The organism is Halomonas sp. H33-56 (genome assembly GCF_040147035.1).
GTDB lineage: Bacteria > Pseudomonadota > Gammaproteobacteria > Pseudomonadales > Halomonadaceae > Halomonas > Halomonas litopenaei.
Genome location: NZ_JAMSHP010000001.1, coordinates 4,562,861 through 4,588,825 on the forward strand (window position 1 = coordinate 4,562,861; position 25,965 = coordinate 4,588,825).

A 25,965-nucleotide genomic window follows, 5' to 3' on the forward strand; every position below is an offset into this window, starting at 1 on the left:
GAGACTCTCCTGACCGCTCAATAATTCGGCCCTGGCTGTCGGTTGAAGGGGTCAGCCGTTCAACGACAGCAGGCTGTTGGCCTTCTGGGCGTTCTCGTCGGCGGTACTGATCATCTTGGTCTGCAGCTCGTAGCGCCGCGCCACATCGATCATCGCCACCATGGACTCCACCGGATTGACGTTGCTGCCCTCCAGCGCCCCGCTGACCACCCGTACCTGATCGGAGGCCGCCAGGGCGGCAGGCTCGCCATTCTCTCCGATGGAGCGAAACAGACCGTCGCCGCCACGGGTCAGCTCGCCGGGCTGCGGCTCGACCAGCTTGAGCCGGCCGATCTCGGCCAGGGCGTCGGGATCCTGGCCCATGCCGATGGCGCTGATGGTGCCGTCGGCGCCGAGGAACAGCTCGGCCTCCAGCGGCACCTGGATCGGCCCACCCTCGCCGATCACCGGGCGCCCCACCGAGGTCAACAGGCCGTTGCCGTCCACCTGCAGGTCGCCGCGACGGGTGTAGGCCTCGCTGCCGTCGTCACTTTCCACCGCGAAGAAGCCGTCACCGTCGATGGCCACGTCCAGGGTGCGACCGGTGCGGGTGATGGCCCCCGGGGAAAAGTCCGCCCCTGGGGTCGAGGCGGCGGTGGATACCCGGGTGTCGAGACGCGCCTCGCCCTCGACCGGCACCGCACGCATGGCGTGAAGCTGGGCCCGAAAGCCGGTGGTCGAGGCGTTGGCCAGGTTGTGGCTGACCACCGACTGCTGCTCCATGGTCTGGCGTGCGCCGCTCATGGCGGTGTAGAGCATGCGATCCATCTACGACTCCCCTGGAAGGTATGAGAGGCCGCCGCCCGAGGCAGCGGCCGGCGTGGTCATCAGCGCAGGTTGATGGCGGTCTGCAGCACTTCGTCCTGGGTCTTGATGGTCTGCGAATTGGCCTGGTAGGCGCGCTGGGTGACGATCATGCTCACCAGCTCCTTGGCCATGTCGACGTTGGAGGTCTCGATGGCGCCGGACTGGATGCCGCCCAGCTGGCCGGTACCCGGGGCACCGACCAGCTCCTGGCCGGAGGCGTCGGTGGCGGCCCAGGTGTTGTCACCGGCGGGTGACAGGCCCTCGGGGTTGCGGAAGCTGGCCAGGGCGATCTGGCCGGCCGGGCGGGTCTGCTCGTTGGAGTAGCTGCGCACCACGGTGCCGTCACTGTCGATGCTGATACCGACCAGGGCGCCGGAGGTATAACCGTTCTGGTTGAGCGAGGTGGTGCTGGCGTTGTTGCCGAACTGGGTGGAGCCGGAAATATCGAAGGTCAGTGCCATGTCGTTGGCGCCGCCCAGGAAGGGGTCGTTGGGAAAGGTCAGTGCGAACTGGCCGTTACCCGGTGTCGTCAGCTGGCCGTTCTCGTTGAACGTCATGTCCATGGTCTGCGGCTCGGCAGGGGTGGCACCATCCATCAGCACCATGCCGTCCATCGCGGTGGTGGCGGTCCACTGGTTGTCGCCGGTCTTCTCGTAGTAGACGGTGACATTTCGCGGGTTACCCAGCGAGTCGTAGGCGGTGAAGTTGTTGGAGTAGTGGTAGTCGACCGGGACGCTGGCGGAGCCATCGGAGCCCGCCAGGGTGACGCTGTTGAGGTCTTCGTCGACGACCTTGCGCGAGTCCAGGTTGAAGGTGGTGGACACCTCGGTGGTGGCGCTGGCCGGCATCTCGTCGGCCTCGATCTGCAGCACCTCGGGCTGGCCGCCCACCTGGACCGCACCGGCGGCGTTGACGCCGTAACCCATGATGCGCGCGCCCTGGGCGTTCTGCAGGTAGCCGTCCGGGGTCATGGTCAGCTGGCCGTTGCGGCTGTAGACCACCTGGCCGTTCTGTTCCATGCGGAAGAAGCCGTCACCGCTGATGCCCAGATCCAGCGGCCGGTTGGTGGACTCCAGGTTGCCGCCGCTGAAGTCCTGCAGCACGGTGGAGACCTTGGTACCCAGGCCGATCTGGGAGTTGGCGAAGACGTCGGCGAACTGCGCACTACCGCTCTTGTAGCCCACGGTCTGGGAGTTGGCGATATTGTTGCCCAGCACGTCCAGGCTGTCGGCGGCGGCGTTCAGACCACTCAGCGCTTGTGAAAAACCCATGTCACTCTCCTTATACGTTGCCCTGCGTCGATGACCCGACGGTCATCCTGCGTTCGCTACAGAATCTGGCGGATATCGCTCAGCGCCACCTGCCCGTAGACGGCACCCAGATCGAGTTGCACCTGGCCGCTGTCATCCGCCGGGGACACCCCGCCGACCTGGGCGTAGTTGAGCGCGGTCACCGCAAGCTCCTCGCCCTCGACACCGGTGGCCTCGATGCTGACGTGATAGGCACCTTCGGGGGCCGCCACGCCTTCACCGGTCATGCCGTCCCACTGGAACGACTCGGTCCCGGCGGAGGCCGGGCCCAGGTTGTAGCTGTTGATGACCTCACCGGACTCGTTGGTGATGGTCACCTTGACCTCGGCGGCGGGGCTTTCCAGCTCGACGCCAAAGGGCGTGGAGACCGGCGCGCCTTCATCGTTGTGGGCCATGACGATGCGATCCCCCGGCACCAGCACGCCCTTGCCGATCAGCCCGGTGGCCTGCAGCGCCTGGCCGGCGTTGATCTGGCCGGTGATCGACGACATGGTCTCGTTGAGAGACTCGATGCCCGAAACCGTGTTGATCTGGGCCAACTGCGAGGTCATCTCGCTGTTGTCCATGGGATTGAGCGGATCCTGGTTCTGCAGCTGGGTCACCAGCATGGTCATGAAGTTGTCGCCGAGCTCGTCGGACGCCTGCTTGGAGCTGGCCTGAGCGGTGGCGGCGTTGACCGATTGGTAAACGCTTGCATCGATGGTGTTGGCCATGGGATCAGCCCTCGCCCAGGGTCAGGGTCTTGAGCATCAGCTGCTTGCTGGTGTTCATGACCTCGACGTTGGCTTGATAGGAGCGGGAGGCGGAGATCATGTTGACCATCTCGCCCACCGGGTCGACGTTGGGCATCGCCACGTAGCCGGCGTCATCGGCCAGCGGGTGCTCGGGACGATACTCCTGGCGCAGCGGCGAGGGGTCCTCGACCACCTCGCGCACACCGACACCACCGATGCCGTCACTGGCGGCACGGGACTCGAACACCGCCTGGCGGGCGCGGTAGGCCTCGCCGTCGGGGCCGGCCACGCTGTCGGCGTTGGCCATATTGCTGGCGGTGACGTTCATGCGCTGGGCCTGGGCGGACATCGCCGAGGCGGAGATATCGAAGATCGAAAACATCGACATGGGGCGCTCTCCCTGCTTGGAAACTGAGATGGACCGGGCTTACTGCTCGGGCTGCATGGCCTGCTTGAGGCCCTGGATGCGACTGTTGAGGATCGTCAGCGCGGCCTGGTAACGCACCGAGTTGTCGGTGAAGGCGGCCCGCTCGCGGTCCATGTCCACGGTGTTGCCGTCGAGGCTGGCCTGCTCCGGTACGCGGTACTTGAGCTCGCTGCCGCCAAGCGACATCGCCTGGCCATGACCCGACAGGTGGTGGCTGGACGTCCGCGCCAGGGCCAGACCAGGCTGATTCGCCCCCTTGGTCGCGGCTTCCAGGGCCTGGGAAAAGTCCATGTCGCGTGCCTTGTAGCCGGGGGTATCGGCATTGGCGATATTGCTGGCCAGGACCTTCTGGCGTTCCTGTCTAAGCGACAGGGCCTGCTGGTGAAAAGCGAGCGAGGCCTCGAGCTGATCGATCATCCCGGTGCGCTCCGTAAGCAAGGGAACAAAGAGACAAGGGGTTCGACGATGAAGAATACCCAGGCCCCTGTCTGCACAAAGCCGTGAACAGCCCCCATTACCACGCCCATTTCAGACCATGCGTCGATGCCGGCTTCTCTACACTGGTGTGCCATGGCCCTTGAATGGCCAGGAAAGCGCCCTTCAAATGGCCCCGGGCGCTAAAGATCGCACCGACCACCGGTATCCCGATGTCTCGATCCTCATCTCTTGTACAAGCCACTGCTTCCCTGTCCTGGATCATCGCCCGGGCGGCGCTGGTGCTGTGTGTCAGCACAGGCTTTGCCGCCAGTACCGCCCAGGCCAGCGGCCAGGCGGTCGATGACGGCGGTGTCGATGCGGGCACCGGCGAAGCGCTGACACGGGTGGAGAGCTTTCTGTTCGAGCAGGCCCTGGCCGACGGCGCCCGTCCGGGCGATCTGGAGATCCAGGTATTCCCGCCGGCGGCGAGCCTGGCCGACTGCCGCCAGCCCGAACCCTTCCTGCCCCGGGCGGGGAGTCGGCTGGCCGGACGCGTCTCGGTGGGGCTTCGCTGCGAGGGTGAGCGCCATCGCAGCCGCTATCTGCAGGCAGAAATCACCCGGCTGGGCGAGCGACTGGTGGCGGCGCGGGACATCGCCCCCGGCGAGCGCCTGAGCGCGGACATGCTTACCAGCGAGCGCTTCGACGTAAGCCGTCTGCCGTCCCTGGCGCTGACCGATCCACAGGCGGCCATCGGTCAGATCGCACGACGCGGGATTCGCCAGGGTCAGGCGCTGTCGGCCCATCAGCTGACATCACCCAAGCTGGTGAGACGCGGCGAGCAGGTCGCGGTGGAAGCCAGTGGCCGGGGCTTTCGCATCAGCCGCCAGGGCGAGGCGCTGGAGGCCGGCGGCCTCGGCGATATCGTGCGGGTAAGGGTGGATCGGCGCCAGATCCTCGACGCCCGGGTGGTGGAACACGGCCGGCTGGCGGTAACCTACTAGGACGTTGATGAAAAGTGCCTGCGCTCGGTAATCCGGCGTTAAAACCGGCTGGTGCGCCAGCCCGGTCAACATGCTCATTTACTGCTAGTAAACTGCGCTGTCTCTCCGATTTTTGCCTTGTCTAACCTTCGCTCGGCGACTTTTCGTAAAACGCTCAGGACATGTCCACGAAGCGGCTGCGCTCGGCAATACGGTGTTAAAAATTTGGCTGGTGCGCCAGACCTAAAGTTCTTGTTCTTGCGGCCGATGATGTACATAGACGCAGACATTCGGATCAACGGCGACAGCCAGCGCCTGGTCCCATCGCCATTCTCGTGAGGCCTTGCCCGTGAAGATCGATTCGCAACATCCTCTGACCCGCCCCGCCCAAAGCGAGGGGCCGCAGCAGAGCGACAAGCTCCAGCAAAGCGAGACACAAAAAACCGCTGGCGCCGGTGTCGAAGCCGGTGCCCAGGCCCACCTGAGCCGCCCGACGGCGGACACCAGCCAGGACATCGACAGCGCCCGGGTCGAACAGATTCGTGACGCCATCCGCGAGGGACGCCTGGAAATCCATCCCGAACGCATCGCCGACGGCCTGATCGACAGCGTCCGCGACATGCTCGGCGATGGCTCAGAGGGCTCGCAGTCGTGAGTCTTGCCCGACTGCTCGACCAGCAGCGTGAGCGACTCGCCGAGCTGCTGGCCCTGCTGGGCGAGGAACAGGAGTGCCTGGTTCAGGGCCAGGTCGACAGCGAGGCGCTGGTGGCGCTCGCCGGCCAGAAGTCCGAGATCCAGCAAAGGCTTGCCGAGACGGAAGCCCGCCGCCATCAGGTACAGTGCCGACTGGGCTACCCCGATGACCGCGAGGGCACCCTGCAAGCCGCCCGTGACGCCGGCTGCGAAGCCGCCTGGCAGACCACCATGGCACTCGCCAGGGAAGTCTCCCGCGCCAATCTGCGCTGTGGCGAACTGCTGGCCCTGCGCATGGAGCACAACCAACGCATGCTCGACCAGATCCACCGCATCGCCAACGCCAGCGTCTACCAGCCCGACGGCCGCACCCGGCTGCAGCCCTCTCGGCTCAACGTCTCGGCCTGATTTCCTGGTTCAAGGTCTTGGCTCGCAGCTTGGGCTCGCCGCTTGGACTCTCGACATCGGGCCTGACGCCTCCTCTCGGAAACACCTGCCCGGCTCTGCCACCTTGGCGGCATCAATGGCTGGCTCAGATCGCTATCGCGGGATGCGCGCCGGAGGCCGCCCAGCCCACCAGGGCCTCGCTTTCCAGCGGCGCACCGACAAGACGCCCCTGAATCCGGACAAGCCCCAGCGCCTTGATGGTATCGAGCTGTTCGGCGGTCTCGACCCCCACCGCCACCGCGACGAACTCCAGCGCCTCGAGGCAGCGCATCAGCGCCGCCACGCTCTGGCGCATGCTGGTGGAGGGATCGGCCAGGGTCTTGAGGGTCTCCGGCCCCAGCTTGCCCAGGGTCACCGGCAGCGAGGCCATGCCGAACAGGTCCACCGGGGAGCGGCCCAGCCCATCGACGCCGAGCCGCACGCCCAAAGCGACGATACGCCTTAACAGGTGGGACTGGCGGTGGCCCACCTCGAACAACCCCGCGCCATCCACCTCCAGGCACAACCAGTCGAGGCACTCGTGGCGATAGTGGCCGCCCGCCTCTTCCTGGGCACCCGCCTCCCCCTTCGCGCCAGACTCGCATAGCTGGCGCAGGTAGAGATCCAGGGCGCGGCCATCGAAGGCGGCCTGATCCAGCAGGCGGTGGTGAATGTTCACCGAGATATCCCAGTCACCCAGCTCGGAGCCGGCCTCGCGCCAGCGCCTGCGCTGGGCCACCACCTCCTTGAGCACCCAGCGATCTAGCCGGTCGACCAGCTGCATATCGGCAGCGAGCGCGACAAATTCTGCCGGCGCCACCTCGCCACGCTGGGGATGGCGCCAGCGCACCAGCGCCTCGAGCCCGCAGCAGCGCCGGGTGAGCAGATCGAACTGGGGCTGATACACCAGGAAGAACTGCTGATCGGGGAACATCAGCGCTTCCTGCAGCTCGTGACGGAAGCGCTGCTGGCGCTCCATCAGACGCTGCAGGCTGCCGTCGTAGAAGGCGAAACCTCCGGGCACGGCCTCTTCCAGCGCCTTTTCGGCGTGGGCCAGCAGCTCGCCGGTTTCCTCGCCGTCTTCCGGACACAGGACGATGCCGATACGCGGCTCGATCAGGGCGGGCTGATAGCCGGACAGGGTAAAGGGCGGTTCCAGCGCCTCGAGGCAGCGGTCAGCCACCAGTTGCAGGGTCTCCGGCGTGACGGGGTGCTCGAGCAGCACCCCCCAGCGTTCGCGATCGACTTGCACCACGCTGTCTTCCCGGCGCAGCACGTTGACCAGTCGGCGTCCGGCCCGGCGCGACACCCGCGACGCCATTTCGCCACCATGGTCCACCAGGATGCGCGACAGGCCGTGTAGCTCGACCAGCATCACGCCCAGGCGCTGGCCCAGACGGTCGGCACGATCGAAGGCGTGGGACAGGCGGTCCTCGAAGATCCAGGTACTGGCCACGTTGCCGATATCGGCATGGCGGCGATCCAGTACCGCGTCGGCGTCGGCGTCGAGATCGACGAAGGTGACCAGCCACATCAGCGGATCGGTGCCGCTGTCCAGAGACGCATCAGCGCCTCGGTCGAAGGCCACGCAGGACATCAGCCCCAGCCGGGCGCTGGCGCTGTCATCCACCGCAAGCCAGGACTGCTGCCAGTCCTCGCCGGGTGACAGGGTATGGTAGCTGCCCCGCTCGCCCAGCAGATTGACGAAGGGGCGAAACAGCTCGTTGAGATTGCGGCCCTGCAGCTCGCCACCGGTGGGACAGGCCAGCTCCGTCAGCGCGGTGTTGGCCCATACCAGGCGGTCGTTGGCATCGATCAGCGCCAACCCCACCGGGGCGCGGTCCAGCACCAGCCCCGCCACCACCGAGGGGTGATGGGCGACCTTGCCGGCGGAGGCCGCCTGCAACAGCGTCGTCGGGCCCAAACCCGCTGATCGATCCTTAGCCATGAGCCCTGCCCAGATAGAGGTAAGCGGTGCGCATTACCTAATATAACCACTATCGGCGAGGCCGGCGTACTCTTGAGGACCGACATGAACGTTTTTTACATGAACAGGGCTAGCGCGGACGCAGGCGCAGGGCGTCCATGCCACCGTCCACCGGCAGGCAGACCCCTACCGTCGAGCGATTGGCGGGATCGGCCAGATAGGCCACCGCCTGGGCCACCTCGGCGGCGGCGACCAGCCGTCCGTGGGGCTGGCGGGCCTCCAGCGCGGCACGCTCGGCCTCGGGGTCAGGCGCCTGCGCAAGCAAGCGGCCGATCCAGGGGGTATCCGCGGTGCCGGGCGAGACACAGTTGACCCGAATGCCCTGTTGCAGGTGATCGGCCGCCATGGCTCTGGTCAAGGCCAGCACGGCGCCCTTGGTCGCCGAGTACAGGGCCCTTTGCTGAATCCCCGCGGTGGCGGCGATGGACGCCATATTGACGATGGCGGCGGCGTCCGACTCGCGCAGATGAGGCAGCGCCGCCCGAGACACCCGCGCCATGCCGGCGACGTTGACCTCCCAGGCACGCGCCCACTCCTCATCCGGGTTGCCCGCGACATCGCCCTGGGCGCCGATGCCTGCGTTGTTGACCACGATATCGATACGCCCCAACGCACTGGCGACCGCCGCCACCGCACGCTCTACCTGCTCGCTGCTGGCGACATCGCACGCTTCCCAGTGGTGTTGATTGGCGGGATCTTCGCGATCCAGCACGGCGACGCGGGCGCCTTCAGCGGCCAGGCAGTCGGCGATCGCCGCGCCGATGCCCGAGGCGCCGCCGGTGACGATGGCCACCCGTCCTTCGAATCGAGCTGTCATGGATTAGCCCTCCCAGGCACGAAAGGTCTGACGCTGGCGGCCCAGGCCGTCGATCTCCACCTCGACCACGTCGCCCGGCTTGAGGTAGTCGAAGCGCCCCGAGACCGCCACCCCTTCGGGAGTACCGGTGGAGATGACGTCGCCGGGCTCGAGCTGCATGTACTGCGACAGATCGCGCACGATCTCGGCGCAGCCGAAGATCATGTCCGAGGTGCGGGAGTCCTGGCGCGGCTCGCCGTTGACCCAGGAGCGCAGGCCCACATTGGCGGGATCGAAGGCGTCGGCGGTCACGATCCAGGGGCCCAGTGGCATATAGCCCGGGCTGCACTTGCCCTTGCTCCACTGGCCGCCGGAGACCTCGAGCTGGAACTTGCGCTCCGACAGATCGTTGGCGAGCACATAGCCACCGATGTGACTGGCCGCTTCCTCCAGCGAGTCGCAGTAGCTGGCGGTGCTGCCGATCACGATGGCAAGCTCGACCTCCCAGTCGGTCTTTTCCGAACCGCGCGCGATGGTGACGGTGTCGTCGGGGCCGGCGACGGTGTTGGGCGTCTTGAAGAAGACGATGGGTTGCTTCGGCGGCTCGGCGCCGGACTCGGCGGCGTGGGCGGCGTAGTTCTGACCGATACAGATCACCGAGCCCACCGCCGCCACCGGCGAGCCGTGGCGCACCTCGTCGGCAAGCTCGACGGCGGTCAGCCGTCCGGCGTCCAGCAGCCGGCGAAGACGCGCCACGCCGTTGTCCTTCCAGAAGCCTGGCCCGAAGTCGCCCACCGGCGAGGCGTCGTAGAGTACGCCTTCGACCTCGACCAGCGGCATCTCGTTACCCATCGTTCCACGGCGCAACAGCTTCATGTGTTCTCCTTCAGCAGGCCTCGCGCCTGCAGTTCGTTCCAGAAGGCCTCGGGAATATGGCACGAGGCCAGTGCATGATTTCGCTTCACCTGCTCAGGCGAGCGCATTCCGGCCATGACGTTGACCACGGCGGGGTGGCGCCACGGGAAGGCCAGCGCCGCCGCCGGCAGGCTGACGCCGTGGGCTCGCGCCACCGCGGCGAGTTCGCGGGCACGTTCGAGCACCGCCTGCGGTGCCTGGCCGTACTCGTACCAGGCATCGGCGGGAGGCTCGTCACGCGCCAGCAGGCCCGAATTGAAGGCGCCGACGGCGACCACACCGACCTTGCGTTCCAGGCAGGCGCTCATCAGTCCTGTCTGTTCCTGCTCCAGCAGGGTGTAGCGACCGGCCAGCATGATCAGGTCAGGCCTTGCCTGATCGACGAAGCGCTTGAGCATGTCGGCGTCCTTGGAGCCCACGCCCCAGGCCGCGATCCGGCCCTGCTCGCGCAGGCGTTCGAGCTCGGGGACCGCCCCCGCCAGGGCTTCCTCGAAGCGATCCGAGGGCTCTTCCGGGTCATGGATCCAGAGGATGTCCACCGACGTCATGTCGAGGCGCGCAAGCGAGGCCTCCAGGCTCTGCCTGACGCCCTCGGCGGTGTAGTCACGCCGCCGGGTCAGGTCATCGGCCACGTGGAAGCCGTTGGCCTCGTCGCTGCCCTGCGGGGCAGGATTGGGCTCCAGCAGGCGCCCCACCTTGGTGGAGATGACGTAGTCGTCCGGCGAACGCCCCTTGAGCGCCTTGCCCAGGCGCTGCTCGGACAACCCGAGCCCGTAGTGCGGGGCCGTGTCGTAAAACCGCAGCCCCAGCTCCCAGGCGGTGTCCACGGCGGCCAGGCAGTCCTGTTCGGGGGTGACCTTGCCCATGTTGCCGAACTGCGCCGCACCGACGCCGAGGCCTTCGAAGGCACGGCGCAGCTTGGGTGGCAGACGGCTGGCGATCGGCGATGTGGTCATCGGGCATCTCTCCTGTGATAGATGTTCAAGGCGTTGTCCTCGGCAACGGCCTGGCGCTTTTCTGCGGGCACCCGCGCCAGCACCCGCTCGCACCAGTCCTTCGGGTCCTGACTGATCGGGCTGTCGCTGCCGAGCAGGCAGCGCTCGGCACCGAAGGTCTCAAGCGCCACGTCGACGATGTCTGGGGCGTGGCGCTCGAGCTCATCGGCGTCGCGGCACTCCGCCGGCAGACCGGACAACTTGCAGTGGACCCTGTCGAGCTCGGCCAGGCGCGCCAGATTGCGCTGCCAGGCCTCTCGCGCGACGCCATCACGCGGGTTCGGCTTGCCCATATGGTCGAGTACCACCGTCAGCTCCGGTACCCGCTCGAGCAACGCCAGCAGGCGCGGCAGCTCCCGGTCCCTGACGCAGGCATCGAAGGGCAGGCCCCGGTCGGCCAGACGCTTCAGGCCCTCGACCAAGGCGGTCGAATCAAACAGCTCGCGGTCCTGCAGCAGGCGTCTGACGCCGACCACCTGGGGCACCTCGGCCAGACTCGCCAGCGCCCGCTCGGCCAGGGGAAGCTCCAGCGCGACGCTCGCCACCACACCGTGGACCCGTGGGTCCTGCTGGGCCAGCGAGATCAGCCAGGCGGCTTCCTCGGCGGGGTCCGGGGCGTCGGCCTCGACCAGCACGTAGCGGCGGTCCTGGCCATCGGGAATCGGCGCCCTGGCGGGCAGGCCCGCATCGGCGAGCCAGGGAATCCGCACCGCACCGGTGTCCCAGACGTGAAGGTGGGTATCGATCATCACGGAACGCCTATCGTCAGCAGAAAGTTGGAGTAGGGGCGGCACTCGCCGGTGGCCACCACCAGGCACACCTCAGGTCCGCGGCAGGCGTCATAGAAGGCCCAGCGATCCAGGCTCGACCAGGCGATCTGCTGGCCTCCCCCATGTCGGTGGCCGGCCAGCCGCTGGCGGCACTCGACCACCGATTCCGAGGCGCCGCCCTCGGCGTCGGCCATGTAGGTGACCTCTTCCACGAACACCGCCTGGGCCAGCGTCTCCATCACCGACAGCACCGGCACCATGCCCTCGCACAGGTTGAGGTAGACCCGGCTCGCCGCTGGCGGCGCACCGGTCGAATGCGGATAGAGCGCGTCGGCCACCAGCACCCTTGCGCCGTGTCCGGCGGCGGCCAGGCCCTCGAGCAATGGCGGATTGAGCAGCGGGCCGCGGATCATGCCGGCACCGCCTGGCGCCGACGGGTCCACTCGGTGCCGTTCGGCCAGGCCCAGGCCGCCAGCGTCTCGGCCTTGATCTCGGCGGAATACCCCGGCTCACGCGGCAATGTATAGGCGCCATCTCGCACGACGCAGGGGTCGACGAAGTGTTCGTGCAGGTGATCGACGAATTCGGCCACCCGCCCGTCCACGGGCCCCGACACCGCGATGTGGTCGATCATCACCAGGTGATTGACCAGCTCGCACAGCCCCACCCCGCCAGCGTGGGGGCAGACGGGCTTGCCGAACTTCCTGGCCATTAGCAGCACCGGGATGATCTCGTTGACGCTGGCAAGACGGCAGGAGTCGATCTGCACGTAGTCGACCGCGTTGGCCTGCAGCAACTGCTTGAACAGCACCCGGTTCATGCCGTGCTCGCCGGTGGCGACGCCGATACCGAGCGGGCGCACGCCATCGCCGATGCTGCGATGCCCCAGCACGTCATCCGGGCTGGTGGGCTCCTCGATCCACAAGAGGTCGTGATGGGAAAGCGCCTCGACCCGCTCGATGGCCTCGGGCACCTCCCATATCTGGTTGGCGTCGATCATCAGCGCCACGTCGGGGCCGATCACCGAGCGAGCGATCCCCAGGCGACGCTCGTCGTCCTCGGGATTGGCGCCGACCTTGAGCTTGATATGGCGGTAGCCCTCGTCCATGGCTTCCCGGCACAGGCGGGCCAGCTTCTCGTCCGAATAGCCGAGCCACCCCGCCGAAGTGGTGTAGCAGGGGAAGCCCTGCTCGCTCAGCTCGGCGATGCGCTCCTGCTGGAAGGGCCGCTGTTCCTTGAGCATCGCCACCGCCTCCTCGGCGCTCAGCACGTCACCCAGGTAGCTGAGATCCAACTGCTCGACGAGCACCTCCGGCTCCATCTCGCAGACAAGACGCCACAGCGGCACTCCCGCATGCCGGGCCGCCAGGTCCCAGACGGCGTTCATCACCGCCGCCCGCGCCAGGTGCACCACCCCCTTGTCCGGGCCCAGCCAGCGAAGCTGTGAATCCGCGGCGAGTTCACGATAGACCGCCCCCGGAGACCGGCAGACCTCGGCCGCGTCCCGGCCGACCAGCGGCTGGGCGAGGGCCTCCATGGCCTGCAGGCAGATCTCGTTGCCGCGACCGATGGTGAAGGTGAAGCCGCACCCATAGAGCGCGCTGTCATCGGTGACCAGCCTGAGATAGGCCGCCGAGTAGTCGGCGTCCTTGTTGACCGCGTCGGAGCCGTCGCTGCTGTCCGAGGTGGGAAAACGCAGATCCACCAGTTCGATTGAGGTAATGACGGACACGTATCGTCCTCCAGATTCATCAGATGTATTAAAGTGCTGCCGAAGTTTTCGATAGAATGGCGGGATTCGATCACCCCTTCCGAGCCGGAGCCCCTGCCATGACGCCGCCGCCCCCGTCCGAAAGCGACCAACGCCGCCCCTCCCAGTACGAGGTGGTGGTGCAAGGCATCCAGGAGATGATCGTCTCCGGTGAAATCGCTTCCGGCGACCGCCTGCCCGTCGAGTCGATCCTCGCCACCCGCTTCGCTGTCTCGCGCAGCTCGCTGCGTGAAGGGGTCAGGGCGCTGGTCGCCATGGGCATCCTCGAGACCCGCCAGGGCTCCGGCACCACCGTCACCTCGCTGGACCCGGGGCTGCTGCTGAAGCCCCTGGAGTTCTGGGCCGGCATCCAGGCCGGGACCTCGTCCCGCGACCTGCACAATGTGCGCCAGGCGCTGGAAGTGGAGGCCGCGGCGGTGGCGGCGCTGCGCCGAACCGACGAGGACATCGAGCGCCTGAAGGCCGTACTGGCCGAGGCCGAGCCCGCCATCCAGGCGCTGGACCACGAAGGCGCCATGGCCGCCGACCTGGAGTTCCACCTCAGCCTGGCGAGGATTTCCCGCAACCCCGTGCTGGTCGCCCTGCTCGAGGCACTGTCGCGGCCGACCCTGCGGATGCGGCTGTGGCAATCGATCCACCTCGGCGGTCGTATCGCCATCACCCACCAGGAACACCTGGCCATCCTCAATGCCGTCGTCGCCGGCGACCCCAGGGGCGCCCATGCCGCCATGCAGACTCACCTCGCTCAGGTCGCCGTGGTGCTGCGGGACACCCCCGATTCGCGTTAAGGCGCTGCCAGTTCAAGAGACGCCAGCTCAGGCCAGATCACCCTCGTTGCTGGTCTCGGGCCGCGGATGACGCTGCACATAGACGCCGAAGGCCACGATCACCGCGAAGCACACCGCCACCACCAGGTAGCTGGTCTGGGCCGAGGTGATATCGATCAGCCAGCCCTGGGCCAGCGGCACCAGGGCGCCACCGACGATCGCCATCACCAGGCCGGCGGCGCCGTACTTGGTGTCCTGCCCCAGCCCTTCCAGCGAGATGCCGTAGATGGTGGGGAACAGCAGCGAGATACAGGCGCTCAGCAGCACCAGGGCCACCGCGCCGAGCAGGTTGCCGCTGAACACCGCCACCAGCGACAGCGCGACGCCGAGCACGCACATCCCGGTCATCAGCTTGCGCGGGTCCACCCGACCCATGACACCGACCATGACGAAGCGCGACACCAGGAAGACCAGCAGGGAAGCCTGCAGCCAGTAGCCGGCCTCTTCGCTGCCGACGCCCAGCGCCTCGGTCACGTAGTGGATGGTGAAGGTCCAGGTGCAGGTCTGGGCGGCCACGTTGAAGAACTGCGCCACCACCCCGAAGGCATAGCGACGGTTGCGCACCAGCCGGCCGAGGCGACTTCCCGACAGCGCCACCGTCTCGCTCTTGCGGTCCGCCATCAGCGCCTCGTGGCGCGGCACCCGCACCATGGCGATGGCTATCGCGATCACCACATAGACCAGTGCCAGGGTGATGTAGGGCCCCATCACCGCCTGCAATTCCGCCGACTGCATCTCGGTCAGCGCCTCCTGGGTGAGCGAGGCGCGCTGCTCGGCGGTGGCCGGATTGACGTGGGGCAGGATAAACACCGCGGCCAGCAGCACCCCCAGGTTCGACCCCACCGGGTTGAACGACTGGGCGAAATTCAACCGCCGAGTGGCGTTCTCGCGCGGGCCCATCGCCATCACGTAAGGATTGGCCGAGGTTTCGAGGATCGACAGCCCCGCCGCCAGGGTGAACAGCGCCACCAGGAACATCGAGTAGGTCATCATCTGGGAGGCCGGCATGAACAGAAGCCCCCCGGTGGCCGCCAGCAAGAGGCCGATCAGCACGCCACCCTTGTAGCCCAGGCGCGAATTGATCCAGGCCGCCGGGATCGCCAGGGCAAAATAGGCACCGTAGTAGGCGAACTGCACCAGCGACGCCTGCAGCGCGCTCATCGAGAACACCGAGCCGAACACCGACACCAGAGGATCAGTGAGGTTGCCGGCGAGCCCCCAGGCGGCAAAGCAGGTGACGATAAGCACAAAGGGCAAGGTCATGCCCCTGTGCAGAAAAGAGGACTTTTCCGGCGCCGACTGTTGCTCAGCCGCCGCGGTAGAGGATGCATCCACAAGTGACTCCTTGTATGTATTTGTATGTGGTTATCGAGACAATTGATCAGATGAATTTAGCTAGTGAGGGAGAAGCTAGTCGAGGTGCCACGTGAATACAAGAAATGAGAGATAAGACAAACGTCTTAGGGGATACGGCAGAGGTTATTGCAATGCTCTGTTTTAAATGAATTTTTTGTCGCTGCGACGTGGAGCAGAAAAAGCTCAAGACAGAGGCAGCACCAGGGGCGTCAGGCGAATGGCTTAGGCGCTGCCCACCGCCCTTTGCGAAAGATAGATACGATGAATAGGTCAGCCCGGCTGGCTATCGCTATGGGGGGGGGAAAGAGGAGAGAAACCTGAATTCAAGCAACAAGCGCAGCAGCTGCGGTATTCAGGGCTCCTGAATATTCCCCCAGGAAAACCTGTGCCGGTGTGCGATAGCCGAGACGCTTTCGGGGGCGGTCATTCAGCTTCTCGACCCCCTTGCGCAGCTTGGCATCGGTGACCTGTCGAAAGTCTGTTCCCTTGGGAAAGTACTGTTGTATCAGGCCATTGGTGTTCTCATTGGTCCCACGCTGCCCGGAGCAGTAGGGATCGCAGAAGTAAGTCGCTGCCGTTACCGCATTGGCCACGATCTCGTGATCCGCGAATTCCGAGCCTTTGTCCAGGGTGATGGTTAGGACAGCACCGCGGCGAGGTTTTAGCAGCTGAATCATGGCCTTTTGCGTCAGCTCAGCCGAAAGCTTGGGCAACCGTGCCGCCAGCAGATAGCCGCTACGGCGCTCGACCAGCGTGTCCAGGCCCGACTGCTTGTGCCCCCTGGACCACGGTGTCGCCCTCCCAGTAGCCAATGAAGCGCCGTTCATCGATCTCAGCCGCGCGATGCTCGATGCCCACGCGGTAGGGAATCTTACCAAGTCCTGCGCTCTTGGCTTGAGCCCGGTGCTTGCTGCGCCGTTTGGGCTGGCGGAGGTGCTTCCAGAGATCGCCACCGGAGGCCTTGTCATCCCAGATCAAGGAGTAGAACCACTGGGGACTGACGCCGACACCAGACAAGGGCGACATGAAACCGCTGATTTGCTCTGGACTCCATTCCTCTCGCAGCCGGTCGACGACAGCGGCAATCATGCTGGGCAAGCGCTTTGTCCTCTTCCAGGCAGTGCGTCACCGATGATCACTGCAGGATGGCGCTATCTCAGGATCGTAACCGCTGTCGATGGCGTTCCGACGCAACTCCCGGCTGACCGTGCTGTTGTCGATGCCAAGCTCTCTGGCTATCTGGCGTCGGCTCACGCCCAGGTCATAACGGACATAGATCTGGTATCGTTGGGTCTGGGTCAGTTGTCGGTATCCCATGCACTGCTTCACTTTGGACGGTGTGCCGAGATGAGTACCGGCGCTGCCTCTCCTGCCTCTACCTCGCGGGCCAAAGTGCTGCGGTTAATTTATGAATCCAGGTATTAAGTGGCGAAAAAAGTTTGTGTTAATGATAGTCAATACTATTCAATACCAAGCCAAAGCATGCAGATGGTAAGCCGACCTTTCAATATGGGGGGTATACAGCCATATCGCCTTGAGTCGGCGCCTCAGCCGAAGGGAAGAACAGGCAGAGGCAGGTAGCAATATAGAAGGAAGAAGGCGTAGAGAGCCGCCTGAGCCGATCTTGATCTATTTTTCGTCCAGCATCGCCAGCGTATGTACCTTCTGGTCGCGGACGGCGCGATCGAGGATGGCGTGAAGCTGTTCAACGTCCTCAGGCATCTCGGACGCCATCCCGGTCGCCTCAAAGCGTTCGAGGGTCTGGTGGGTATCGTCGATGACCGCTTGAAGTTCATCGATTACTTGCTGGCATTCGTCTGTTGTCATATTTGCCTCAAGCTACCCATCAAGTTCTGTCAGAATATTATGTCGAGTTGGCACTACTCATAGCCGTCCAGAAAGCGACATAGCTTCTCGCCAAGCAGGAGAAATAGCGTGATGACCACGGTGATGCCAAGACGCAAGCCAGCAACTTCATAGGCCGCACTACCAACAATCGAAGCCGCTTGTAGGGCCTGAAAGAAGAGATAGACCCCTGCCACCACACTCAGCACTGCGGCCGAACGAAAAGCATTGGCCAAGGTAAAGGGGCTGGATGTCGCGAAAGTGCCGGGCTCATCTTCCTGTGAATGAGACTCGCTTTCGTGAATTTTATCGTTTTGCATATGCTAGCTACTTCTCTATTCAACTTGAAAAAAACGACTTTCCGGAAAGGTCGGCTATCAGTCGTTTCATGTGAATCAAGCGTCCACCATCGTCAGCGTATACTTCCGCTACTGAGTCACAGCTTTTCTTAAACCTCAAGCATCTCAGTACCTATACTCGCTCCCTCGATGCGTCGAGCATGCTGAGTATCTTCGATGGCGGTTTGTAGTTTATCGATGACTTGCTAATAGTCAGTGCTGGTCATTTTTTCTCCAAAATAACTTCCCCTTCAAACACCGAGCCATCGGGTGCCGTATACTTCCCCTTTCCTTTGATAGAGTAACCGTTATAAATCAGGAAAATCAGACTGGCACTCAGGCTTAGGGCCAAAACCGCTGGGGTTAGCGTCGCTCCACCTGCTGCAATTCCCACTGCTCCGGCGGTCCACCCTACAGGGTTCCAGAAACTCACTGCCGCAAAACCGGCACCGCCCACCACTGCGACCAAAGCCACCTTTGATGCTGTTTTTATACGGACAACATTAGCGGCCAAGGACTGGTTGGTAATGATTATGTTTCTTGTCTCAGATTTTAAGGCCTGCTTCAGCTCTTCCTTGCTACTGACCAAAGCATATTCCGTCATGTTGTCACCTGAATAGCTAATAGCATAAACGGGGCCTTTCGGCCCCGTCGTTACTTACCACTTCAGCCTTGCGGCCAAGCCTTAGCTTAGCCCAGCAGGGACAGCACGGACTGCGGCACCTGGTTGGCCTGAGCCAGCACAGAGGTACCGGCCTGCTGCAGGATCTGCGCGCGGGTCATATTGGCCACTTCCACCGCGTAGTCGGCGTCTTCGATACGCGAACGGGCGGCAGACAGGTTGGTCTCGGTGGTGCTCAGATTGGTGATTGCAGACTCGAAACGATTCTGGATCGCACCCAGTTCTGAACGCTGCTCATCGACCATCTTGAGCGCACTATCTATAGTGCCAAGCGGATTCGCTGTTGAAGAAAGACCTGCTGCAACGTCATCGTCATAGGCAGTTGCCAAACTATCAAGATCCGCGGAGTCGGTCGCGTCAATGTTAGCACCGATAGCGAATGTACCAGCCGAAGCATCAAAGGCAATATCATCGGCGGCTGTGCCTGTTGCATCGAGTTTATACAAGTTACCATTATCATCTTCGATGGCATAATTTGCATAGGTCCCGGCGTCCGCATCGAAATCACCGTAGCCACGCAGCGTTAAACTTTGTCCATCCAAAGCCCCACCTGACGCGGTGAGAGCACCTAGCCCAGAGAAGTCGACAGGCGTGGTAGTCTCCACACCTCCCGCACTTGTAGAAGTGATTTCGGTGATGGGACCAGACAAAGCACTGACGTTGAACCCATCAAGCCCAAGGCTTGCACGATCAGTTTTTTCCAAGTTGACACTGATGTTCTCACCATCGTTAGCACCAACTTGGATACTGAGATTTTGCGTACTAGCAAGAACCTTTACGCCATTGAAGTCAGTTTCTTCAGAAATACGATCAATCTCATCGAGACGCTGGTTAATTTCGTCCTGAATGGATTGTTTATCTTCAGTAGAGTTTGTTCCATTCTGGGCCTGAACGGTCAGTTCACGCACACGCTGCAGGTTATCGTTAACCTGGTTGAGCGCGCCTTCAGCAGTCTGGGCAACGGAGATACCGTCGTTGGCATTGCGCTGGGCCTGGGACAGACCAGTGATCTGGGAGGACATGCGGTTGGCGATGGCCTGGCCGGCGGCGTCGTCCTTGGCGCTGTTGATGCGCAGGCCGGAGGACAGGCGCTCCATGGAGGTGGTCAGGGCGCTCTTGGACGCGTTGAGGTTCTGCTGACCAATCATGGAAGTGATATTGGTATTGATCACGGACATGGTGTCATCCTTCCTTAAAGGGTTGGGCTCCATTGGCGGACCGTCTTGGCCTGCCGCAACGGCGCCGTTGGCCGTTACCCTCTTTATCGGTGGCTCGTCGAAAAGCTTTAGCCCTGGCGGGCAAATTTCTTTGGAAGGCTCTTGCCTGGGGGCTTGCTTGACCGCCTGCTGGGCCGCCTGCGGCTGCTTTTCACCGGGTCTGCGCCGGCTCTTTACCGGGGCTGCGCCGCTTTTCATCAGGTCCGCATCAGGCCTGCACTCGCTCTTCACTCGCTCGCCCCCCTCACCGGCTCTTTATCGGCTCTTTATCGGCTCTCCATCGGGTCTTCACCCGCGCTTAATCGGGTCTGTGACTGTTCTGCATGCTTTCCTGTGCCCTCTTTGTGCCCATTCGCTGAAGCATGCCCTCTACGGTTGTCCCCCTCGCGCCCTTGCTGGACGCTGACTCTGGTAGTGGATGCTGACATCAGGGGCTAGCACTCGCGGGTGATTGAGGTATGTTGAAGACTGTTTTGGTGCCATTTCGAGCAAACGCGTCCAGGGATACCGGACCGCCCGTCCAAAGGCGCCTTTGCCTCGGGCGGTAGACGCACCACGGTGGCCGCTATCAACGCTGTCGCCTGCCATGCTGTGAGGATGGCGAGTCTTCGTCATAGCGTCGGAAGGACAAGGAAATGAGCGCCCGGAAGCAGGGTCGCCAAGGGGGTCGTGGGTAGGATGCCGTTTAGACTGCGCGATGTGGCGGAAGATGCCTGGCTGCTGATGGCCTCCAGCGGACTGCTGATGGTCGGCGCTGCGGGTCTCGCCGCCTGGTTGATCCACCCGGTGGAACAGCCGCTGCTGGTCCCCGATGTGGCGCTGGCAAGCCTCGCTGGCGGCGGCGGCGTTCTGCTGCAGGTACTGCGCAGACCGCGTGGCCGCAGCGTCTGCGGCCTGATGATGCTGCTGCTGGCGCTGTACGCCATCGTCCATGACCTGGTCGCCAGCGGCCCTGCCGACGTGCAGTCGCTGCTGACCGGCGGTCCGCGCATGACCAGCTGGGCGGGCCTGGCGATGCTGCCGGGCTGCGTGGCCCTGATGATCGGGGTGGAGCATCGCCAGGGCTCCTTCTGGTGGCGGTTGTCGGGGGGGCTGCTGCTGCTGATCGGCGCGATCTTTACCGTCTGGCTGGTGATTCCTGGCCAGGCACCCAAAGTCTGGGAGGTGACCCGCAGCACCTCGCCCATGGCGGTGTGTCTGCTCTACCTGATCGCCGGCCCGGCCTCGCTGGTGGCTGCCTCACGCCCGCCCAACCGCCCGCTGCGCCTACAACGCGCCAGCATCGCGGTGGCCTGTGCCGGGGTACTGCTCAGCAGCCTGGCCTGGCTGTCGCTCAACCATGTGCGCCAGAGCCACGTCCAGCAGGACGCCGCCAATACCCTGACCAACATCGAAGAGCGCGCACGCGGCCAGATGGCGCTACACCAGCGCTGGCTCGACCGCCTGGCCAACCGTGCCGGCGAGCAGACGACCGACGCCAATACCCTGGCCGACGTCATCACCTTCTATCTGCGAGACGTACAAAGCCTGGAGAGCCTGGCGCTGTATCGCGGCGACCAGCGGCTATGGCTGCGCTCACGGCGTGCCCAGGACAGCGTCTGCCGCTTGAGCGAGGCACTGCCCAGGCCGGCCCGCGGCGAACTACGGCTGGAGTTGCCCGACAACCCGCTGGCGACGTCGGCACGCATGGTCAGGACCCTGGCCGATGAGGATCTGCGCCTGGTCGCCTGCATCGATCTGCCCGGCACCCTGGCCCCCAGTCACCGCAGCGTTGCCGACCGCACCCTGCTGGCCGTCACCGACAGCCAGGGCGTCTGGTGGTGCGGTTTTGGCGAAGACACCTGGCAGGTCAAGGACCCGACCCTACCCAGACTGGCCGAGCAGACCCTGGAGCTGGACGGGCGCACCCTGACCCTGCGCGCGCTGCCAGGCCCCGACAGTGACTGGTGGCTGGCCGGCAGCCTGCCGGCAGTGATCACCTTGATCGGATTGATCATGTCCTACAGCCTGGCCATCAGCCTGTCGTTGATGCGCACCCTGCTGTGGCAGACCCAGAGCCTGGTGGCCGCCCAGGACCAGCTCGAAAGCTACCAGGGCATCCAGTCGATGATCGCCCGGGAGGCGCCACTGACCGAGACCCTGGAGGCCTGCTGCAGGCTGTTCGAGGGCCACCTCCCCAATGCCATCGCGACCGTGTTGACCCTGGACCCCGGCGGCGAGACCCTGAGCCTGACCGCGGGCCACAGCCTGCCATCTGAGATGGCACCACTGCTCGCCAGAACCCCGGTGGGCGGCACCTTCGGCACCTGGGCCAGCGCCGCCGCGGCGAGGGCCCCCCGGGCCAGCGACGACATCACCGAGGACCCGGCCTGCGCCGGCGTGCACCCGCGCCTGCGCGACGGCGAGTTGATGGCCTGCTGGGCCTACCCGGTCATCGCCAGCGATGAACGCCTGCTGGGGGTGGTCAGCCTGTTCTTTCGACACCCGCCGGCACAACAGGCCGAGCCCAGCAGGCGTATCGAGCGCTGCCTGGAGCTGGTCGCCCTGGCGGTGGAACGCGACCAGGACCGCCAGGCGCTGTTCCAGAGCGAACAGCGCTACCGCTCGCTGTTCACCTACAACCCCGACGCCATCTACTCCCTCGACCACGAAGGCATCTTCGTCGCCGCCAACACCACCTGCTCGACCCTTACCGGGGTGCCGCTGGGTGACATCCTGGGGCGGCACTACGAGGTCTTCGTCAAGGAAACGGATCGCTCCTGGGTGCGCGACGCGGTGCGCAAGACGCTCAAGGGCGAGGTGACCCGCTACACCCTGCCCATCACCACCCCCCTGGGCAGGCGGGTGATGGACATCACCAACCTGCCGATCATCATCGACGGCGACATCAGCGGCACCTTCGGCATCGCCAAGGACGTGACAGAGCGCCACGCCCAGGAGACCCAGCTGCGCATCCTGCAGCGCAGCGTCGAGGCCAGCATCAATGGCATCGTGATCGCCGATGCGCGCTCGCCGGAGCTGCCGATCATCTACGCCAACCCGGCCTTCATGCGCATGACCGGCTATCCCGAGGAAGAAGTGCTGGGGCGCAATTGCCGTTTCCTGCAAGGTGAGGAGAGCGATCCACAGGTGGTGGCACGCATTCGTCGCCAGCTGGCAAACCACAGCGAAGTCCGCGCCACCCTGCTCAACTATCGCAAGAACGGCGAGGCCTTCTGGAACGACCTCTACATCTCGCCGGTGATGGACAGCGAAGGTGAGGTCTCTCACTTCGTCGGCGTCCAGCACGACATCTCCGAGCACAAGGCCTACGAGGAGAGCCTGGCCTACCATGCCAGCCACGACGCCCTGACGGGCCTGGCCAATCGCGCCCTGTTCGAGGATCGCCTGCGCCACGATTTCGCCCTGGCCAAGCGCCAGTCCCACCATCTTGGCGTGCTGTTCATCGACCTGGACGAGTTCAAGCCGATCAATGACAGCCTCGGCCACGACGTCGGCGACAAGGTGTTGATCCAGGTCGCCCAGCGGCTCACCGAGGCGCTCAGGCCCGGGGATACCGTGGCCCGCTTCGGCGGCGACGAGTTCGTGGTGCTGCTGCCGGACCTCGACGAGCCCGAGCAGGCGGTGACCCTGGCCGAACGTCTGCTGCCGAAGGTGGCCCAGGCCTACCGGGTCGGCGAGCATGAGCTGCACGTTACCGCCAGCATCGGGGTGGCGGTGTCCAGCGACGTCACCATCGAACCGATGCAGTTGCTGCAGCAGTCCGACATGGCCATGTACCAGGCCAAGCACCAGGGACGCAATGCGCTGCAGCACTTCAGCCAGGACATCACCTGGGGGGTAAACGAGCGGGTGGCGATGCGCCATGATCTGCAGGCCGCCATCGACGGTGACCAGCTACGCCTGCACTACCAGCCGGTGTTCGACAACCACCGGGCGATCATCGGGGTCGAGGCGCTGCTGCGCTGGGAGCACCCGGTACGCGGCCAGGTGCCGCCCCAGGACTTTATCGCCCTGGCCGAGGAGACCGGCCAGGTCATCGCCATCAACCACTGGGTGCTGACCCGCGCCTGCAGCGACCTGCAGCTCCTCAACGAGGCCGGCCTCGAGGGCCTGGCGGTGGCGGTCAACCTGTCGCCGCTGCAGTTCCGCCGGGCCAACTTCCTCGAGACCGTACGCGACACCCTGAACCAGACCGGGATCGAGGCCCACCAGCTCACCCTCGAGCTGACCGAGGGCATCCTGATGCACGACACCCCGAACGCCATCGAGACGCTGCAGTCGCTGCGCGACATGGGTGTCGAGGTGGCCATCGACGACTTCGGCACCGGCTTCTCGAGCCTTGGCTACCTCAAGCACCTGCCGGTCAGCACGGTGAAGATCGATCGCACCTTCGTCCAGGGACTGCCGGACAACCAGGAGGATGGCGCCATCCTCCAGGGGATCATCGCCATGGCCCACCACCTGGAACTGATGGTAGTGGCCGAAGGCATCGAGCACGAGGCCCAGCACGAGTTCCTGCTGCAGCATCACTGCGACGCCTTCCAGGGCTTCCACCTGGCCCACCCCATGCCCTTCGAGCGCTTGACCCGCTTTCTCGGCGAGCATCGCCTGGCCAGCCAGCGCGATGCCATCGACCGCTCCCGGCGCAAGCGTCACTCCCAGGCCTGACAACGCTTGACCTGAGTCACCACCCACGCCGACTGTCTAGCCCGAGCACGGTTGGCAGCCTAAAGATCCGGCACATTCTGCCGATACTCCGAGACAACGTATGCCAGATGTCGTCGAGGAGTCCCGCTGGTGCCGGACCAACAAGAATTCGAGGAAGTACGCGCCCCCCAGGAAATCGCCAGGCTGCTGGACTGCTTGAGCGGCCCCCAGGGGGCCGCACTGGCGTGGGAGGAAGGCAATGGAACGCCGACACCGGTGCTGCTGATGGAGATTGCCCCGGGGGAGTCCATCACCCTGGACATCACCGCGGTGGAGGGGCTTCACCGCCAGCTTAAGCAGGGCAAGTCCTTTCGTCTGGTCGGCTACTGCGAGGGCATGATCACCCGCACTCCGGCGATCACGGCCGCCGACGGCGAGGTGACCACGGCGCCGAGCGAGGCGGCGCTGTCGCGGGAAGCCAGCCGCTCGCCCGGCCAAGGCGTTCCGCTGCGCCGGCTGTGGCGCTGCCCCTACCCGAACCAGCTGGAGCGGCTACAGCGCCGTCAGAGCTTTCGCGCGCGCCTGCGCCTGGGCATGGCCGCCGAGGCGGTGCTCAGAGACGGCGATAGCCAGGACTTGCACGGCGACCTGATCGATCTGTCGGTGGACGGCTGTCGCCTCGACCTCCCGCGCACCGCCGCTCCTGTGCTGACCAACAGAGAGCTGCCGGTGCCGCTGGAGCTGGGCTTTCCCGATGGCACCCGTCTGGCGCTCCAGGCCGTCGTGCAACATCATCGCTTCGACCCCGAACGGCGGCTGGTCGAGGCCGGCTTTCGCTTCGTCGGCGTCGGTGCCCACCAGGATCGCACCCTGTGGAAGCTGGTACGCGAGGTCGAACGCGAGGCCGCGCGCATCGCCGAAGGGGTGGATTCCAGGCGACCGCCTTCGCCGCTGTTTCAGCTACCGGCAGGGCGCCGCGGCCCGCGCCTTGGCCGTCGCGAGGCGGAAGCCTACCCCACCGTCATGACCCAGCGGCTGTCCCGCGTAGCCGGCTACCTGCACGCCCAGGCGATGGAGCTGATTCAGGGCGGCTGCATCCACGGCCCGCGCCTGTCGCGCCAGGCCGACCATCTGCTGGCCCTGTACGACGAAGACCGCGACGGCGTGCTGTTCGCGCTAAGGTTCCTGACCCGTGAGTCCTGGCCGGTACGCCACGGCCTGTCGGTGGCGATCCTGTTGATCGACCTGCTGGAAGACAGCCTGCCCGGCGAGTTGCGCAAGTCCATCGTCGCCAGCGCCATGATTCATGACCTGGGCAAGGTGCTGCTGCCCGAGCCCCTGCGCCTGACGCCGACCTTCGGCGACGCCGAACGCAATCGTCTGGTCCAGCACGTGGGCTGGCTGCGCGAGCGCCTCAGCCACTGCGCCTGGATCAACGCCTCGGTGTTCGAGGCCACCGCCTGCCAGATCAACGAGCGCCTCGACGGCAGCGGCTATCCCGCCGGCATCCGCGACGACGAGCTACGTGAGCTGGCCCGGGCCAGTGCCGTGGTCGACGCCATCGATGCCATGCGTGCCCAGCGCCCCGACCGTCCGCCCTGGCGTCTCGCGGCGATCTACCGCTACCTGCTCGACCACCCCGACAAGTTCGACACCAGCTGGGTCAAGCGCTTTATCCGGCGCTTCGGACTGTACCCGATCGGCTCGCTGGTCCGCTTTGACGACGCCTCGCTGGGCTGGGTGCTGGCGCTGGACGACCAGGACCGACCCTCGCGGGTACAGCGCATGGCCGGCAAGCCGCCCAGCCAGGTCCCACGGGAGCCGCTGATCGGCCCCGTGGTGGAAGGCGAGACACTGGCCGCGCTGGGCGAGATCCAGGCCGAGGTGATCATCGGCGCCTGAGGCTCAAGTCAAATGAGCAACCGCCGATAACCCGATATACCAAGCACAAGGGCGCCTGTTCGAGCCACTGGCCTGCCG

Annotated in this window: 23 protein-coding genes and 1 pseudogene; 6 read left to right on the plus strand and 18 right to left on the minus strand. The window is 65.0% G+C overall.

Going from position 1 to position 25,965, the window contains the following annotated elements; translation table 11 throughout:
• Window positions 1–51 precede the first annotated feature (51 nt).
• Genes flgF through flgB form a run of 5 tightly spaced genes read right to left on the minus strand, consistent with a single transcriptional unit; the run spans window position 52 to window position 3,734 of the window.
• A complete protein-coding gene (flgF, locus tag NFH98_RS19555; RefSeq protein WP_045992587.1) occupies window positions 52–807 on the minus strand; it encodes a flagellar basal-body rod protein FlgF in 756 nt (251 codons plus the stop codon).
• 59 nt (window positions 808–866) lie between these two features.
• Window positions 867–2,117, minus strand: a complete 1,251-nt coding sequence (gene flgE, locus NFH98_RS19560) for a flagellar hook protein FlgE (RefSeq protein WP_349623062.1) — start codon at window positions 2,115–2,117, stop codon at window positions 867–869.
• A gap of 56 nt (window positions 2,118–2,173) precedes the next feature.
• Complete coding sequence (gene flgD, locus NFH98_RS19565) at window positions 2,174–2,869, minus strand: flagellar hook assembly protein FlgD (protein ID WP_045992585.1); 696 nt, start codon at window positions 2,867–2,869, stop codon at window positions 2,174–2,176.
• A 4-nt stretch (window positions 2,870–2,873) separates the two neighbouring features.
• A complete protein-coding gene (gene flgC / locus NFH98_RS19570) occupies window positions 2,874–3,278 on the minus strand; it encodes a flagellar basal body rod protein FlgC (RefSeq protein ID WP_045992584.1) in 405 nt (134 codons plus the stop codon).
• Between the two features lie 39 nt (window positions 3,279–3,317).
• Window positions 3,318–3,734 carry a flagellar basal body rod protein FlgB gene (flgB, locus tag NFH98_RS19575; RefSeq protein WP_108132049.1) on the minus strand — a complete coding sequence of 139 codons (417 nt, stop codon included), beginning with the start codon at window positions 3,732–3,734 and terminating at the stop codon, window positions 3,318–3,320.
• 230 nt (window positions 3,735–3,964) lie between these two features.
• Between flgB and flgA the strand changes: the two genes are divergently transcribed.
• From flgA to flgN, 3 genes are all read left to right on the plus strand, one after another.
• A complete protein-coding gene (gene flgA / locus NFH98_RS19580; RefSeq protein ID WP_349623063.1) occupies window positions 3,965–4,738 on the plus strand; it encodes a flagellar basal body P-ring formation chaperone FlgA in 774 nt (257 codons plus the stop codon).
• A gap of 328 nt (window positions 4,739–5,066) precedes the next feature.
• A complete protein-coding gene (gene flgM / locus NFH98_RS19585; RefSeq protein WP_349623064.1) occupies window positions 5,067–5,372 on the plus strand; it encodes a flagellar biosynthesis anti-sigma factor FlgM in 306 nt (101 codons plus the stop codon).
• Window positions 5,369–5,818, plus strand: a complete 450-nt coding sequence (flgN, locus tag NFH98_RS19590; RefSeq protein WP_287163782.1) for a flagellar protein FlgN — start codon at window positions 5,369–5,371, stop codon at window positions 5,816–5,818. Before flgM ends, flgN begins: the two co-directional genes overlap by 4 nt.
• A 124-nt stretch (window positions 5,819–5,942) precedes the next feature.
• Here the strand turns inward: flgN and NFH98_RS19595 are convergent, their stop codons facing one another.
• The 7 genes from NFH98_RS19595 to NFH98_RS19625 all read right to left on the minus strand — a co-directional run bounded on the left by NFH98_RS19595 (window position 5,943) and on the right by NFH98_RS19625 (window position 13,031).
• Window positions 5,943–7,760 (minus strand): EAL domain-containing protein, encoded by a 1,818-nt coding sequence (locus tag NFH98_RS19595; protein WP_349623065.1) that lies wholly within the window; start codon window positions 7,758–7,760, stop codon window positions 5,943–5,945.
• 133 nt (window positions 7,761–7,893) lie between these two features.
• Complete coding sequence (locus NFH98_RS19600) at window positions 7,894–8,640, minus strand: SDR family NAD(P)-dependent oxidoreductase (protein WP_108132045.1); 747 nt, start codon at window positions 8,638–8,640, stop codon at window positions 7,894–7,896.
• A 3-nt stretch (window positions 8,641–8,643) separates the two neighbouring features.
• Window positions 8,644–9,495: a fumarylacetoacetate hydrolase family protein gene (locus NFH98_RS19605; protein ID WP_108132044.1), complete on the minus strand. Its 852-nt coding sequence runs from the start codon at window positions 9,493–9,495 to the stop codon at window positions 8,644–8,646.
• Window positions 9,492–10,490: an aldo/keto reductase gene (locus NFH98_RS19610; protein WP_222568667.1), complete on the minus strand. Its 999-nt coding sequence runs from the start codon at window positions 10,488–10,490 to the stop codon at window positions 9,492–9,494. The genes NFH98_RS19605 and NFH98_RS19610 overlap by 4 nt, the downstream gene beginning before the upstream one ends.
• Window positions 10,487–11,278 carry an amidohydrolase family protein gene (locus NFH98_RS19615; protein ID WP_349623066.1) on the minus strand — a complete coding sequence of 264 codons (792 nt, stop codon included), beginning with the start codon at window positions 11,276–11,278 and terminating at the stop codon, window positions 10,487–10,489. The genes NFH98_RS19610 and NFH98_RS19615 overlap by 4 nt, the downstream gene beginning before the upstream one ends.
• The gene (locus tag NFH98_RS19620) at window positions 11,278–11,712 is read right to left on the minus strand and encodes an RbsD/FucU domain-containing protein (RefSeq protein ID WP_222568665.1); all 435 of its coding nucleotides are present in this window, start codon (window positions 11,710–11,712) and stop codon (window positions 11,278–11,280) included. The genes NFH98_RS19615 and NFH98_RS19620 overlap by 1 nt, the downstream gene beginning before the upstream one ends.
• Window positions 11,709–13,031 (minus strand): L-fuconate dehydratase, encoded by a 1,323-nt coding sequence (locus NFH98_RS19625; RefSeq protein ID WP_222568664.1) that lies wholly within the window; start codon window positions 13,029–13,031, stop codon window positions 11,709–11,711. Before NFH98_RS19625 ends, NFH98_RS19620 begins: the two co-directional genes overlap by 4 nt.
• A 98-nt stretch (window positions 13,032–13,129) precedes the next feature.
• Here NFH98_RS19625 and NFH98_RS19630 point away from each other — a divergent pair, with 98 nt between their 5' ends.
• The gene (locus NFH98_RS19630) at window positions 13,130–13,858 is read left to right on the plus strand and encodes a FadR/GntR family transcriptional regulator (protein WP_222568663.1); all 729 of its coding nucleotides are present in this window, start codon (window positions 13,130–13,132) and stop codon (window positions 13,856–13,858) included.
• 27 nt (window positions 13,859–13,885) lie between these two features.
• Here the strand turns inward: NFH98_RS19630 and fucP are convergent, their stop codons facing one another.
• From fucP to NFH98_RS19660, 6 genes and pseudogenes are all read right to left on the minus strand, one after another.
• The gene (gene fucP / locus NFH98_RS19635; protein WP_222568662.1) at window positions 13,886–15,232 is read right to left on the minus strand and encodes an L-fucose:H+ symporter permease; all 1,347 of its coding nucleotides are present in this window, start codon (window positions 15,230–15,232) and stop codon (window positions 13,886–13,888) included.
• A 344-nt stretch (window positions 15,233–15,576) separates the two neighbouring features.
• A pseudogene (locus tag NFH98_RS21035) lies at window positions 15,577–16,570 on the minus strand (IS30 family transposase).
• 312 nt (window positions 16,571–16,882) lie between these two features.
• Window positions 16,883–17,080, minus strand: a complete 198-nt coding sequence (locus tag NFH98_RS19645) for a hypothetical protein (protein WP_222568659.1) — start codon at window positions 17,078–17,080, stop codon at window positions 16,883–16,885.
• Between the two features lie 53 nt (window positions 17,081–17,133).
• Window positions 17,134–17,418 carry a hypothetical protein gene (locus NFH98_RS19650; protein ID WP_222568658.1) on the minus strand — a complete coding sequence of 95 codons (285 nt, stop codon included), beginning with the start codon at window positions 17,416–17,418 and terminating at the stop codon, window positions 17,134–17,136.
• A gap of 241 nt (window positions 17,419–17,659) precedes the next feature.
• The gene (locus tag NFH98_RS19655) at window positions 17,660–18,040 is read right to left on the minus strand and encodes a PM1101 family membrane protein (protein WP_222568657.1); all 381 of its coding nucleotides are present in this window, start codon (window positions 18,038–18,040) and stop codon (window positions 17,660–17,662) included.
• Window positions 18,041–18,126: 86 nt separating this feature from the next.
• Window positions 18,127–19,296, minus strand: coding sequence for a FliC/FljB family flagellin (locus NFH98_RS19660; RefSeq protein WP_222568656.1), 1,170 nt, complete (start codon window positions 19,294–19,296; stop codon window positions 18,127–18,129).
• A gap of 717 nt (window positions 19,297–20,013) precedes the next feature.
• Between NFH98_RS19660 and NFH98_RS19665 the strand changes: the two genes are divergently transcribed.
• Window positions 20,014–24,006, plus strand: coding sequence for a sensor domain-containing phosphodiesterase (locus NFH98_RS19665; RefSeq protein WP_348827275.1), 3,993 nt, complete (start codon window positions 20,014–20,016; stop codon window positions 24,004–24,006).
• A gap of 129 nt (window positions 24,007–24,135) precedes the next feature.
• Window positions 24,136–25,887 (plus strand): PilZ domain-containing protein, encoded by a 1,752-nt coding sequence (locus NFH98_RS19670; RefSeq protein ID WP_348827276.1) that lies wholly within the window; start codon window positions 24,136–24,138, stop codon window positions 25,885–25,887.
• Window positions 25,888–25,965: the final 78 nt, after the last annotated feature.